The organism is Erythrobacter fulvus, from assembly GCF_028595285.1.
GTDB classification, from domain to species: Bacteria; Pseudomonadota; Alphaproteobacteria; order Sphingomonadales; family Sphingomonadaceae; genus Erythrobacter; species Erythrobacter fulvus.
In genome coordinates this window covers 27,600-39,650 of sequence record NZ_JAQQXQ010000012.1, presented here as the reverse complement: position 1 = coordinate 39,650, position 12,051 = coordinate 27,600, and the positions used below count along the sequence as shown (strand labels likewise).

The following is a 12,051-nucleotide window of genomic DNA, read 5'->3' as shown; positions in this document are numbered from 1 at the left end:
GAGACATAGAGCCTCGGGCGCGCAGGTCAAACCGCCTCTTCGCAGGTGCAGCACGCAAGCGGAGTTGCGGCGGTTTGCAAGGTCAGAACGACGGTATGAACAGGTCCGATGCGGCGCAGGAGCGAAGATCGATACTGGCGCGGGCTTCCCTGATGATGGTGAGGCCACGCGCGTTGCGCGCCTGGAAGATCATCGCCACGCTCGCCGTCTTCCCTTCGACACTGATGATATCGGTGACGATATGTACAAATTCACCCGCACCGACGGTTTCTGTGGTGGTGTCGACAAGCTCGCTGAAACTGCCATCGATGCTGGAGCGACAAAGGATCAGTCGTTCCCCCTGACGCGAAAGATCAGAGACCGGAAGGATGTCGTTCCGGACATCGGCGAGCGAAATCCGCACTTGCTGTTCTGCGAGCAGAGGGCGGACGGTATCCTGAGGCGATGCGTTGGACAGGCTGAGCCCAGCAACACAAATTGCGCCGGCTACTCGGATCGACTGTGCGAAAGCACGCTGGGCGCGATGTCTGCGGCGTGCAGCATTGATCGATCCGTCGACGCGACGCCTGAGGACCGTGAAAGCCCTGCAAGATCGCTGTCCAGCTGTTCCTCCACCGGATGAACGGAACGTCCGGTCATCCGCGGGAATGGAAGGGTCGAGACCACCCATGACGCATGGGATAGGCGAATATGACTAATTTCGGGTTAACCGGGCTTACTAACGGCGAAGCGGCTGCAGGCCGTCGCTTGTTCGCCGCGAGTGCTTGCGCCAAGGCTTCAACGTGCGAAGAGCTGCCCGATATCGGCAAACGCCTTGAATTCGAGCGCATTGCCGGACGGATCGCGCAGGAACATCGTCGCCTGTTCGCCCGGCTGGCCCTTGAAGCGGATAGTCGGCTCGATCACGAACTCTGTGCCTGCCGCGCGCAGCCTTTCGGCCAGCGCCTCCCATTCCTGCATCGACAGCACCAGCCCGAAATGCGGCACCGGCACGCCGTGTCCGTCGACATGGTTGCTCGCCCGGTCACCGGCCTGCCCGGCCGCGAGGTGGGCGACGATCTGGTGGCCGTGGAAATCGAAATCGATCCATTCTTCGCAAGATCGTCCCTCGGCGCAGCCCATCGCCTTACCATAGAAGGCGCGGGCGGCGGCAAGATCGTTGACCGGAAAGGCGAGGTGGAAGGGGGGCAGGCTCATCGCATGGATACTCCGCGGGAATCGTCCCGCCTTAGCTTGCTCGCGCTCGACAGCCAAAGCCTGAATGCCTAGGGCGTGGCACATCACGTCGCGCAAGGTGGAGCGGAGACGCAATGAAACTCATCATCGGCAACAAGAACTATTCGAGCTGGTCGTTGCGCGGCTGGCTCGCGGTCAAGCAGTCAGGCCTGCATTTCGACGAACTGACCGTGCCGATCATGGGCGAGGAATGGGACCGGCTGAAGCACGACATGGGCGAGGTGCAGCCCTCCAGCGGCAAGGTGCCGATCCTGTGGGACGGCGAGGCGGTGGTGTGGGACAGCCTCGCGATCATGGAATATCTCGCCGACAAGGTCGGACGTGACCGCTTCTGGCCGAAGAACGAGGCTGCGCGCGCGATGGCGCGGGCAATGGTGGCCGAAATGCATTCGGGCTATCAGTCGCTGCGCAAGGAAATGCCGATGAACATCCGCCGCCGCGTGCAACTGGCCGATGTTTCCGATCAGACGAAGCACGATATCGTGCGCATCCTAACCCTTTGGGCCGAAGCGCGTGCGCGCCATGGCAATAGCGGGCCTTACCTGTTCGGAACCTTTGGCGCGGCCGATATCTTCTATGCCCCGGTGGTAACGCGCTTCGTCACCTATGGCATCGGCGTGCCCGGATTCGCCGAGGCATATATGGACGCGATCACCGAGCATGAATGGATGCGCGAATGGACTGGTGCGGCCGAGGAAGAGCAATGGGTAATCGAACAATACGAAGTGGCCGTGTGAACCTTGCAGCGTTGCTGGCGGGCCTCGCCGCGCTGCTGCTGACGTCTTCGCCCGCGCAGGCTTGGGGCTTTTATGCACATGGCAAGACCGCCGAGATCGCCGAGGCCAATGTCTCGCCCGAAGTGCGCGCCAAGATCCGCCGCCTGCTACGCTCCGAAAAGGCGTTGGGCACGCCTGAATGTCCGCTGCGTACCTTGCAGGACGCTGCGGTGTGGCCCGATTGCGTGCGGCGCGAGGGGTGGCGCTGGGGCTACACCGCCGCATGGCATTATCGCACCGCGCCGATCTGTCAGGCGTTCAATCCGCGTGCCAATTGCGCCGGCGGCAATTGCGTCACCGCGCAGATCGAGCGCGCGCACCGCATTCTTGCCGACGAAAGCCTGCCTGATCCGGTTCGGCTGGAGGCGCTGGCCTTCATGGTTCACTTTGCAGGCGACGTGCACATGCCGCTGCATTCGGGCGACAACGAGGATCGCGGCGGCAATGACCGCGAGGCCGATTACGGCATCATCCCCAGCCTCAACCTGCACTGGATCTGGGACGGCCCGCTGGCCGAGCGTGCGATCAGCGATCCGACTGATCCGGTCGTTCGGCGCTATTCTGCGGCGGAGCGTGCCGAATTCGGCGGCGGAACAGCGGCCGACTGGGGCCGGGAAAGCTGGGAAATCGCGCGCAGCTTCGTCTATCCGTCCGCCTTCGATACCGACACGCCCTGCGATGGCGAGCTTCCGATGAAGACCGCGTTGACGCAGGAAGACATCGTGCGCGGGGTGCCGATCGCGAAGCGGCGGGTGCAGCAGGCAGGCATCCGCATCGCCGAACTGCTCGAAAGCGCTTTTGCGCCCGGGCCGCTGAAGGTCGAGGAACGGCGCCGCTAGCTAGGCAAAGGCTTTCGCCAGAAACCACGCGGCGACCCCCAGCATCGCAATTGCCAGAACGCGTCGCACTATCCGCGCGCGGCTTTCCGCCATCAATACCCCGCGCACCCGCTCTGCCCCCAGCACCAGCGCGAGGTGGATCGATGTGGCGATGATGACGCTGGTTGCCGCCATCGCCAGCCCCTGAACGAAGCTGGGCCGTCCGTCGGGAATGAACTGCGGCATCACGGTAATAAAGAATAGCGCGGCTTTGGGGTTCAGCAGATTGATGACGAACCCGGCCAGTGCATGACGCTGGCCAGACTGACGCGGCGTGGCCGCCGGCGAGCTTTCGCCAGAACCTCTCCACGCTTCCCAGGCGAGCCATGTCATCATTGCCGCGGCCAGCACCGATACGCCTTGTGCGAGACCTCCGTCCTGCGCGAGGATCAGGCTTGCCGCCAGCACGCTCAGCGCGGCGTTGGCGGCAAGGCCAAGCGCGATGCCGGTGATCGCGCCGAGACCCGCGCGCCGCCCTTCGGACAGGGTCAGAGTCACCAGCCAGGCCATGTTGGGGCCGGGCGTCAGCTCCACCAGCAGCACGGCAAGGGCAAAACCGGCGATGTCGATCACGGCAGCCGCGCGCTTTCGTAGGGGGTGCCATCCTTGCGGGCATAGCCATCGGGGCCGAAAACCATGTCGATATCGGAATATTCGCCGCTGTCGGCCTCGCGTCTGCCGGCACTGATCGCGACGAAGGTGCATGGGCTATCCGAGCGGTTATGCAGATGGTGTCCATTGGCCTCGCCCGCAGGGAAGGCGAGCACATCCCCCGCCCCGACAGGCGTTTCACCCTGATCGTCGATCAGCACCGCTTGACCGGCGATCATCACCACCAGTTCGTCCTGTACCCTGTGCCAGTGACGCTGAGAGGAGAAGGCTCCAGGCGCCAAGGTCACGTGGCTTGCCCCCATCAACGTCAGCCCCGCCGCCGGCGCGAGGCGGCGATACCAGCGGCCCTGCACGGCGGCATCGAAGGGCGGCGGATAGCCTGTCGCATTGGTCTGTGGGATCGCGTCAAGTTCGAGCTTGGGCATTCTTGCGGACTCCTGCTAGGCGATGCAGCAATGAGCCACGTTCTCGACCTTGCCAAGCGCCTGATTGCCGCGCCGAGTATCACACCGGCTACCGGCGCAGTGTTCGACGAACTGGAAGCGATGCTGACACCGCTTGGCTTTGCGGTCCACCGCTTTACCCGCGGCGAAGGGGCAGAAGGCAGCGACGAGGCCCCGGTCGAGAACCTGCTGGCGATCCGGCCCGGCCCCGAAGGTTCCCGCCATTTCGCTTTCGCCGGTCACCTCGACGTGGTGCCGCCGGGCGAGGGCTGGGCGAGCGACCCCTTCGAACCGCAAGTACGCGGCGAACTGCTTCACGGGCGCGGCGCGGTCGACATGAAGGGCGCGATCGCCGCAATGGTTGCCGCGGTGGCCGAAGTGCCTGCCGAGGCGGGGACGATCAGCTTCATCATCACCGGCGACGAGGAAGGCCCCGCGCTCCACGGCACCCGCGCACTGATCGATTACATGGCAGCCGAGGGCATCCGGCCCGACCTGTGCCTTGTCGGCGAGCCCACCAGCGTTCACCGGCTTGGCGACATGGTGAAGATCGGGCGGCGCGGATCGGTCAACATCTTCATCGACGCTGAAGGCACGCAGGGCCACGTCGCCTATCCGCATCTTGCCGATAATCCGCTGCCCCGGCTGGTGGCGATCCTTGCGGAACTGGACGCGTTGGTGCTCGACACGGGCACCGACTGGTTCCAGCCCTCGAATCTCGAGATTACCGACATCAACGTCGGCAACCGCGCGCACAATGTGATCCCGGCGCTGGGACAGGCGCGTATCTCGATCCGCTTCAACGACCTGCATAGCGGCAAGAGCCTGTCCGATCGTGTCATGGCGATTGCCGAAAAGCACGGCGGCAAGGCGCGCCCGATCATTTCGGGCGAACCCTTCCTGACCGAACCCGGTGCGTTTTCCGCGCTGGTCAGCAAGGCGGTGGAGGCCGAAACCGGTGTGACGCCCGAACTTTCCACCAGCGGCGGCACGTCCGATGCGCGGTTCCTGCGCGCCGTCTGTCCGGTGATCGAATTCGGCCTTTGCAACGCCACTATGCACAAGCGCGACGAGGCGGTGGCGATCCCCGACCTTGCCGTGCTCGCCCGTATCTACGCCCGTATCGCCCGCGCCGCACTGGCGCTGGAGGAAGGATAGTCACTTGAAGACCTGGTTCGGCATCCCCTTGTGGCAGCGCGTTATCGCTGCGCTCGTTCTCGGCATTCTGGTCGGCTATTTCTGGGGGCCGGGTGCAGCAAGCATCAAGATCATCGGCGATATTTTCATCGCCTTCATCAAGATGCTGGTGGTGCCGCTGATCTTCTTCAGCCTTGTCGCGGGCGTGGCCAGCATTGGCGATCTTAGAAAGCTCGGCAGCGTCGGCTGGCGGGCGATGCTGCTGTTCGTGGTGACCGGGCAGATGGCGGTGTGGCTCGGCCTTGCGATCGGCACTTTCGCGCAGCCGGGGGCAGGGATCGACGGCGCGAGCATGACGCTCGATCAGAGCGCGCTCGAACGCGCACAGGAACGGCAGGCGACCGCGCAAAGCTTCGAACAGATGATCCTCGAAGTGGTGCCGTCCAGCCCGGTGCAGGTGATGGCCGACGTCAACGTTCTGCCGCTGATCGTCTTTTCGCTGCTGATCGGTATCGGCATCCTCATGGCGAAGGAAGAGGGTGAGCCGGTTCTGAAAATCTTCGAAAGCGGTAGCGTGGTGATGCAGAAAGTCACCATGATCGTGATGGAGCTGACCCCCTTCGGCGTCTTTGCGCTGATGGCATGGGTGGCGGGGACGCTCGGGATCGATGCCTTGAAGGCGCTCGGCCAGCTGGTGTTCCTGAATTACCTCGGCTGCTTCCTCATCATCGCGCTGATTTATGCCGGCATGATCAAACTGATCGCCCGCCTGCCGGTGATCGATTTCTTCCGCGGGATCGTCGATGCGATGGCGGTGAGCTATTCAACCGCCAGCTCGAACGCTACCTTGCCGGTGACTTTGCGCTGCGCCGAGCGGAACCTCGGTGTGTCCAATTCGGTGGCGAGCTTCGTCATTAGCTTGGGCGCGACGATCAACATGAACGGCACGGCGATGTATCTCGGGCTGGCCACACTGTTCGGCGCGCAGGCCTTCGGCGTGGCGCTCAGCTGGGGCGATTATCTGACCATTTCGATCCTCGGCACGCTGGGCGCGATCGGCGCGGCGGGGATTCCCGGCGCGGGCCTGATCATGATGGTGCTGGTGTTCGGCGCGGTCGGCGTCCCGCTGGAGACGATTGCGCTTGTCGCCGGGATCGACCGGATCATGGACATGATGCGCACCACCACCAACATCACCGGCGATGCTGCGGTGGCGGTTACCGTGGCGAGCCTGACGGGCGAACTCGACCGCGCCGAGATGATCAGCGCGGACGACGTTTGACGAGGATCAGTCCTCCTCGTCCTTATCTCCGCGCACGTATTTGACCGGTACGAACTTGCCCAGTCCGCAGGCTGCGCCGCGCTGCGGACGGCCGCCGAAGTTCTGCAGCACGTAAATGATCTCGGGGCTGCACAACTGGTCGATGGTGGTGTTGTAGGTGATCGCGCGATCTACGCCGAGGCCCGGGCAGGGGCTGGTGAGAACATTGCGATAGACCTTGCCCCCGCGCATCTCGAAATCGATCACCTGATCGTTGCGCACCAACGTCTGGCGGATCTGGCTGCGGTTGATGCAGCTCTGCCCGTCGCCCAGAATCTCGACCGCAGGCGCGCCGAGTGTAGGGTCTGCATCCTTGTCGCGATCGACCGGCGCACAGGCGACCGTGAGCGCGAAGAGCGCGAGGCAAGGAACGGCGATAGTCGGGAAACGTGTAGGCATGGGCATGGCATCCTCTTTCGAACGACGCCAACCCACCGGCCAGCGCCGCTAGTTTTGTCTGCCCCTGCCCGGCTCTTGTAGCACCTTTTTGCGGTAGCTGCACAGGTCCTGAACTTTGCAGCGCCAGCATTCGGGTTGGCGGGCCTTGCAGACATAGCGCCCGTGCAGGATCAGCCAGTGATGCGCGTGAAGCCGGAAAGGCTGCGGAACGCGTTTTTCCAGCTTGGCCTCGACATGATCGGGGGTCTTGCCCTTGGCGAGGCCAGTGCGGTTGCCGACGCGGAAAATGTGCGTGTCGACCGCAAAGGTTTCCTGCCCGAACCAGCAGTTGAGCACGACATTGGCGGTTTTGCGCCCGACGCCGGGGAGCTTGACCAGTTCCTCGCGGCTATCCGGTACCTCGCCGCCATATTCATCGACCAGGAGCTGCGAGAGAGCGATGACGTTCTTGGCCTTGGAATTGAACAGGCCGATCGTCTTGATGTGCTCTTTCAGGCCTTCCTCGCCCAGATTGATCATCTGCTGCGGGGTTTTCACCTTGGCGAACAGCGCGCGGGTCGCCTTGTTGACGCCCACGTCGGTCGCCTGAGCCGACAGCGCGACGGCAACCACCAGCTGATAGGCATTGCCGTATTCCAGCTCGGTCTCGGGCGCGGGGTTGTCCTCGGCAAGGCGCCTGAAGAATTCGAAGATCTGATCCTTGGTCATGGAACCGCCGTTTAAAGGCCCAGCACGTCGTTCATTGTGTAACGCCCGGCCGGTTGACCGGTCAGCCATTCGGCTGCCTTCACCGCGCCGCGGGCGAAGATCATGCGGTTTTCGGCCGAATGCGAGATCGTCAGCCGTTCTTCCGGCCCTGCAAAGATCACGCTGTGTTCGCCCGCAACCGTGCCGCCGCGCAGCGTGGCAAAGCCGATCGCGCCTTCGCGGCGGGCGCCGGTCATGCCGTGGCGCCCGCTGTCCATCGCATCGGACAGCTTGATCCCGCGCGCGGCAGCGGCGGCTTCGCCCAGCAATTTGGCGGTGCCGGAAGGCGCATCCACCTTCATCCGGTGATGCATTTCCAGCACCTCTATATCCCACTCCGGCCCCAGCCGCGCGGCAGCCTCGCGAACCAGATGTGCCATCAGCGTCACGCCGAGCGAGAAATTGCCCGATTGCAGCACCGGCACCGCCTTGGCGGCTTGCGCGAGCATGACGAAATGCTCTTCGCCAAGTCCCGTGGTGCCGACCACGATCGGCTTGCCCGCCACCTTCGCCGCGCCGAGGTTGGCGGGAAGCGCGTCGGGTGCGGAGAAATCGACCAGGACATCGCACTGGCTCGCCAGGGGCCCGAGATTTCCGCCCGCGTCGACACCGATCTGCATCACATGCCCTGCCTCGGTGATCGCCTGTTCGAGCGCCTGTCCCATGCGCCCCTTGTGCCCGATCACTCCGAACTTCACCTGTGCCATTGCCACGCCTCTTGCGATCATGTTTGAAGGCGTCATGGCAGAGTTCGAACGCATCGTCATCCTTACCGGAGCCGGGATTTCCGCCGAAAGCGGGATCGACACCTTCCGCGCGGCAGGCGGGCTGTGGGAACAGCACCGGGTCGAGGATGTCGCGACGCCCGAAGGATTTGCGCGCAATCCCGACCTCGTTCTGGGCTTCTACGACATGCGGCGCGAGGCGCTGGCGAATGTCGTTCCGAACCCGGCGCATACGGCGCTGGCACGGCTTGAGCGTGAATTCCGGGGCGAGCTTTTGCTGGTGACGCAGAATGTCGATGATCTGCACGAACGCGGCGGTTCGGCAAGGGTGCTGCATATGCATGGCGAGCTGAAGTCGGCGCTATGCACTTCGTGCGAGACCCGGTCCCCGTGGCTCGCGACCATGATCGACCGTCCACCTTGCCCGGTCTGCCGCGCGCCGACATTGCGCCCTGACGTCGTGTGGTTTGGCGAGATGCCCTATCAGATGGGCCGGATCTATCAGACGCTCGAGACTTGTGACCTGTTCGTTTCCATCGGCACCTCGGGCGCGGTCTATCCGGCGGCGGGCTTCGTACAGGAGGCGAGATCAGCGGGCGCGCATTGCCTCGAACTCAACCTCGAACCCAGCGAAGGCTCGCGCTTCTTCCACGAATCGCGTCACGGCCCGGCGAGCGCGGTGGTGCCGGGCTGGGTGGAAGAGCTGCTAGGCGGCTGAACTGCAGGTCTTACAGGTCGGGTCCTTGGCGACCCGGATGGTGCGCAGACCCGGTGCCAGCCCGTCGAGGATGTGGAGGCGGCCCCACTGTGGATCGCCAAGCGCGGACGTTCCTGCAAGCAGCACCCTCACCGCCTGCAATGCGGCGAAGCTTCCGGCCCAGCCCGCCATGGCGCCCAGCATCCCGTCATCCGCACAGGTGTCGCAATCCTCGGCATCGAAGGCATCGCCCACGAAGCAGCGGTAGCAGGCCTCGTTCGGAAGATGTCCCGCGAAGGCCGCGACTTGGCCTTGAAAACGTCCGACGGCCGCGGAGAGCAGCGGGATCCTTGCCGCTACACAGGCGTCCGAGACGGCGAGGCGGGTCGCGAAATTGTCGGTGCCGTCGAGCACCAGATCGGCGCCCCCGATCAGGCGCGCGGCATTATCCGGCGTGATGCGCGTATCGGATACGTCGACGGTCAGCGAATCGTCGAAATTGGCGAGCCAGCGGCGCGCCGAAACCGCTTTGCCATAACCCACATCGCGGGTGGTGAAGATCGTCTGGCGTTGGAGATTGCTAACATCCACCACGTCATCATCGACGAGCGTGAGTTTGCCGATCCCGCTTGCCGCAAGATATTGCAGGGCCGGGCTCCCGATACCGCCCAGACCGATAATCGCGACATGGCTCTGGGCCAGCTTCATCTGCCCTGCGCCGCCGACTTCGGGCAGCACGATATGCCGGGCGAAGCGTTCCAGCCGGGAAGGCGATAGGCTCATGGCTTGCCCTCGGGCGCGCGGCGCTCCTGCCGGAATGCGCCGATGCCGTGCCACCACAGGAAGGCGATCACCGCTCCCTTGGTCGGTTGCAGCATCGCCAGCAGCATGATCACCGCGACCGGAAGAATGATCGCCAGCGTCAGCCACGCGGACATGCCGAAGGTCCCGATCATGGCGATCACTACGGGTGCAAGCAAATGGCCGACCACGAAGATGCCGATATAGGCAGGAAAATCATCGGCTTGCTGAACGGACCAGTCCTGTCTGCAATGCGCGCAACGATCGACCGGTTTGAGCCATGCCCGAAACAATGCCGCCTCGCCGCAACGCGGGCAGTAACCTCTGGCGCCGCGTAGCAGCGCGGGAATCCATGCCGCGGGCAGGTCGATCTGTTCGGGAGAAAGGCGCTGAGAAGGCATGGACAGGCTGTTTACAGCCTGTGCACTGCCTGTCGACAGGACTGTGGATCAGCCTGTCGAAAGTGCGGTGCAAAGCTTGCGGAGATTGCGCGGGAATTCAGCTTTCGAGTTGGCGCAGCAGACTGCGCACGTCGCCGTCCATGTCGGCATCGCGTTGACGCAGGTCCTCGATCAACCGGACGGCATGGATCACGGTGGAGTGATCGCGCCCGCCGAATTTGCGGCCGATTTCCGGATAGCTGCGGGGCGTGAGCACCTTGGACAGGTACATCGCCACCTGCCGCGGCCGCACCACTGCGCGTGCACGCCGCTTGGAGCTCATTTCCGCCCGGTCGATCCGGTAGAACTGGCACACGGTGCGCTGGATTTCGTCGATAGTGATCCGGCGACGGTTGGCCGAAAGAATGTCTGTCAACTGCTCTTCCGCCAGCTGGAGCGAGACTTCCTGTCCCGTCAGCTGGGCATAGGCGATCAGCTTGTTGAGCCCCCCCACCAGTTCGCGCACGTTACGGGTGATGGTGCGGGCGAGGAAATCGACGACGTCCTCCGGCACCGCCAGCGGAGCGAATCGGGCGAGCTTTGAAACGAGGATCTTCTTGCGCAGCTCGATATCGGCGGGCTGGATGTCGGCGACGAGGCCCATCGAAAGCCGCGACAGCAGGCGAGGTTCCACCCCGTCAAGCGCCTGCGGAGCGCGGTCGGCCGCGAATACCAGCCGCTTGCCCTCTGCCAGCAGCGCATCGATGGTGTAGAGCAGTTCTTCCTGCGCACTGGCCTTGCCGATGATGAACTGGATGTCGTCCACCAACAGCAGATCGAAGCTGCGCAGCCGCGCCTTGAACTCGATGGTCTGGCTTGCCTTCAGCGCCTGCACGAACTCGACCATGAAGCGTTCGGCCGAGCAGTAGAAGATCCGCGCACGCGGATGGGCCTGCAGATAGCCATGGCCGATCGCGTGCAGCAGGTGGGTCTTGCCCTGCCCCGTCGCCGCCTTGAGGTAGAGTGGCGAGAACTGCGGTTGCTCAAGCGCGGCCATGCGCTGCGCGGCGTTACAGGCGAGGATGTTCGCCTCGCCGGTGACGAAGGCAGCAAAGGTCAGCGACGGATCGAGCCCCACCGATGAGGTGAAGCCCGCATCGGACATCGTGCCTGCAGCGACGGCAATCGCGCTAGCACCGTCATTCGCAGGGCGGCGGCCGTCGTCGATGCGCAGATCGGGCAGCTGGCGGCGACCCGGATGGACCATGATGTTGACCTTGCGCACTTCGCTGCGCGCGATCTTCCACGCCAGCTGGAGCCGGTCGTGAAAGCGGTCACGCACCCAATTGGCCGAAAATTCGGTGGGCAGATAAAGATCAAGCGTGCCGGTCTCACGGTTGAGGCTGCCAAGCTGGATCGGCTTGATCCACTGGCTATGAAGCTGGTGCCCCAGGTCTTTGCGCAGGCCCTGACTGATGTCGGACCAGTCCGCAGCGAGGTTCACGGCTTCTGAGTCTTCCATCAAGTCGTCATCTGCTGCGCGACGCGGGCTCCGTGCTTTGTCAATCCTGTGCACAATCTCTTCCCCAATCCATTCGAACCTGCGAAGCATCCGCCCGCAGACACGCTCATGTTATTGCGACAGGCAAAGTCCGCCACATCTCCGGAAAGCATATTCCCGGAGAGCCCCCCTGTCGGCCAGTTTGTAAAAACCCGGGCTGTCCCGCCCCAGGTGAGAGCTGAATAAAGAACGCATTGCAGCTTTGCGCAAGCGTCGAGATTTAAAAAAACTGAAATATTCCTGTTGACTCGTCGCAACCCCGCAGGCGTGCGTTCATGTCGTTGTTTTCAAAGGAAACTAGGTCTTCTGATCGCGCGAATCGTGGAGAATCCTGACAT

Annotated in this window: 15 protein-coding genes; 5 read left to right on the top strand and 10 right to left on the bottom strand. The window is 63.6% G+C overall.

Translation table 11 applies throughout. The annotated features are described in order from the left end of the window. Window positions 1-82: 82 nt before the first annotated feature. A complete protein-coding gene (locus OIK40_RS13590) occupies window positions 83-403 on the bottom strand; it encodes a hypothetical protein (protein ID WP_273678894.1) in 321 nt (106 codons plus the stop codon). Window positions 404-777: 374 nt separating this feature from the next. After that, window positions 778-1,197: a VOC family protein gene (locus tag OIK40_RS13585; protein WP_273678893.1), complete on the bottom strand. Its 420-nt coding sequence runs from the start codon at window positions 1,195-1,197 to the stop codon at window positions 778-780. Between the two features lie 113 nt (window positions 1,198-1,310). Here OIK40_RS13585 and OIK40_RS13580 point away from each other — a divergent pair, with 113 nt between their 5' ends. After that, complete coding sequence (locus OIK40_RS13580; RefSeq protein ID WP_273678892.1) at window positions 1,311-1,973, top strand: glutathione S-transferase family protein; 663 nt, start codon at window positions 1,311-1,313, stop codon at window positions 1,971-1,973. After that, on the top strand, window positions 1,970-2,851 hold the full coding sequence (locus OIK40_RS13575; RefSeq protein ID WP_273678891.1) for a S1/P1 nuclease: 882 nt from the start codon (window positions 1,970-1,972) through the stop codon (window positions 2,849-2,851). Before OIK40_RS13580 ends, OIK40_RS13575 begins: the two co-directional genes overlap by 4 nt. Here OIK40_RS13575 and OIK40_RS13570 read toward each other — a convergent pair whose 3' ends face one another. Beyond that, complete coding sequence (locus OIK40_RS13570; RefSeq protein ID WP_273678890.1) at window positions 2,852-3,463, bottom strand: LysE family translocator; 612 nt, start codon at window positions 3,461-3,463, stop codon at window positions 2,852-2,854. Continuing rightward, window positions 3,460-3,927: a cupin domain-containing protein gene (locus OIK40_RS13565; RefSeq protein WP_273678889.1), complete on the bottom strand. Its 468-nt coding sequence runs from the start codon at window positions 3,925-3,927 to the stop codon at window positions 3,460-3,462. The genes OIK40_RS13570 and OIK40_RS13565 overlap by 4 nt, the downstream gene beginning before the upstream one ends. A gap of 30 nt (window positions 3,928-3,957) precedes the next feature. Here OIK40_RS13565 and dapE point away from each other — a divergent pair, with 30 nt between their 5' ends. Both dapE and OIK40_RS13555 read left to right on the top strand, forming a co-directional pair. Then, the gene (dapE, locus tag OIK40_RS13560; RefSeq protein ID WP_273678888.1) at window positions 3,958-5,103 is read left to right on the top strand and encodes a succinyl-diaminopimelate desuccinylase; all 1,146 of its coding nucleotides are present in this window, start codon (window positions 3,958-3,960) and stop codon (window positions 5,101-5,103) included. A gap of 4 nt (window positions 5,104-5,107) precedes the next feature. Beyond that, complete coding sequence (locus OIK40_RS13555; RefSeq protein WP_273678887.1) at window positions 5,108-6,364, top strand: dicarboxylate/amino acid:cation symporter; 1,257 nt, start codon at window positions 5,108-5,110, stop codon at window positions 6,362-6,364. Between the two features lie 6 nt (window positions 6,365-6,370). Here OIK40_RS13555 and OIK40_RS13550 read toward each other — a convergent pair whose 3' ends face one another. From OIK40_RS13550 to dapB, 3 genes are read right to left on the bottom strand one after another with little or no spacing between them, the layout of a single operon-like run. Further along, window positions 6,371-6,802 (bottom strand): hypothetical protein, encoded by a 432-nt coding sequence (locus tag OIK40_RS13550; protein ID WP_273678886.1) that lies wholly within the window; start codon window positions 6,800-6,802, stop codon window positions 6,371-6,373. 48 nt (window positions 6,803-6,850) lie between these two features. Continuing rightward, on the bottom strand, window positions 6,851-7,510 hold the full coding sequence (nth, locus tag OIK40_RS13545; protein ID WP_273678885.1) for an endonuclease III: 660 nt from the start codon (window positions 7,508-7,510) through the stop codon (window positions 6,851-6,853). Between the two features lie 11 nt (window positions 7,511-7,521). Next, window positions 7,522-8,256, bottom strand: a complete 735-nt coding sequence (gene dapB / locus OIK40_RS13540) for a 4-hydroxy-tetrahydrodipicolinate reductase (protein ID WP_273678884.1) — start codon at window positions 8,254-8,256, stop codon at window positions 7,522-7,524. 34 nt (window positions 8,257-8,290) lie between these two features. On the opposite strand from dapB, the gene OIK40_RS13535 reads away from it, so the two are divergent. Continuing rightward, window positions 8,291-8,992: an NAD-dependent deacylase gene (locus tag OIK40_RS13535; protein ID WP_273678883.1), complete on the top strand. Its 702-nt coding sequence runs from the start codon at window positions 8,291-8,293 to the stop codon at window positions 8,990-8,992. On the opposite strand, the gene OIK40_RS13530 is transcribed toward OIK40_RS13535, so the two are convergent. From OIK40_RS13530 to dnaA, 3 genes are all read right to left on the bottom strand, one after another. Continuing rightward, a complete protein-coding gene (locus OIK40_RS13530; protein ID WP_273678882.1) occupies window positions 8,981-9,754 on the bottom strand; it encodes a HesA/MoeB/ThiF family protein in 774 nt (257 codons plus the stop codon). The two genes, OIK40_RS13535 and OIK40_RS13530, sit on opposite strands and share 12 nt — an antisense overlap. After that, complete coding sequence (locus OIK40_RS13525; RefSeq protein ID WP_273678881.1) at window positions 9,751-10,173, bottom strand: DUF983 domain-containing protein; 423 nt, start codon at window positions 10,171-10,173, stop codon at window positions 9,751-9,753. Before OIK40_RS13525 ends, OIK40_RS13530 begins: the two co-directional genes overlap by 4 nt. A 97-nt stretch (window positions 10,174-10,270) precedes the next feature. Next, the gene (gene dnaA, locus OIK40_RS13520) at window positions 10,271-11,674 is read right to left on the bottom strand and encodes a chromosomal replication initiator protein DnaA (RefSeq protein ID WP_273678880.1); all 1,404 of its coding nucleotides are present in this window, start codon (window positions 11,672-11,674) and stop codon (window positions 10,271-10,273) included. Between the last annotated feature and the right edge of the window lie 377 nt (window positions 11,675-12,051).

Excerpts from the sequence above, each read along its gene's own strand:
- OIK40_RS13550 (WP_273678886.1), bottom strand. The coding sequence starts at position 6,802 with ATGCCTACACGTTTCCCGACTATCGCCGTTCCTTGCCTCGCGCTCTTC.
- dapB (WP_273678884.1), bottom strand. The coding sequence starts at position 8,256 with ATGGCACAGGTGAAGTTCGGAGTGATCGGGCACAAGGGGCGCATGGGA.
- dnaA (WP_273678880.1), bottom strand. The coding sequence starts at position 11,674 with ATGGAAGACTCAGAAGCCGTGAACCTCGCTGCGGACTGGTCCGACATC.
- OIK40_RS13580 (WP_273678892.1), top strand. The coding sequence starts at position 1,311 with ATGAAACTCATCATCGGCAACAAGAACTATTCGAGCTGGTCGTTGCGC.
- OIK40_RS13535 (WP_273678883.1), top strand. The coding sequence starts at position 8,291 with ATGGCAGAGTTCGAACGCATCGTCATCCTTACCGGAGCCGGGATTTCC.
- nth (WP_273678885.1), bottom strand. The coding sequence starts at position 7,510 with ATGACCAAGGATCAGATCTTCGAATTCTTCAGGCGCCTTGCCGAGGAC.
- OIK40_RS13525 (WP_273678881.1), bottom strand. The coding sequence starts at position 10,173 with ATGCCTTCTCAGCGCCTTTCTCCCGAACAGATCGACCTGCCCGCGGCA.
- dapE (WP_273678888.1), top strand. The coding sequence starts at position 3,958 with ATGAGCCACGTTCTCGACCTTGCCAAGCGCCTGATTGCCGCGCCGAGT.
- OIK40_RS13585 (WP_273678893.1), bottom strand. The coding sequence starts at position 1,197 with ATGAGCCTGCCCCCCTTCCACCTCGCCTTTCCGGTCAACGATCTTGCC.
- OIK40_RS13565 (WP_273678889.1), bottom strand. The coding sequence starts at position 3,927 with ATGCCCAAGCTCGAACTTGACGCGATCCCACAGACCAATGCGACAGGC.
- OIK40_RS13530 (WP_273678882.1), bottom strand. The coding sequence starts at position 9,754 with ATGAGCCTATCGCCTTCCCGGCTGGAACGCTTCGCCCGGCATATCGTG.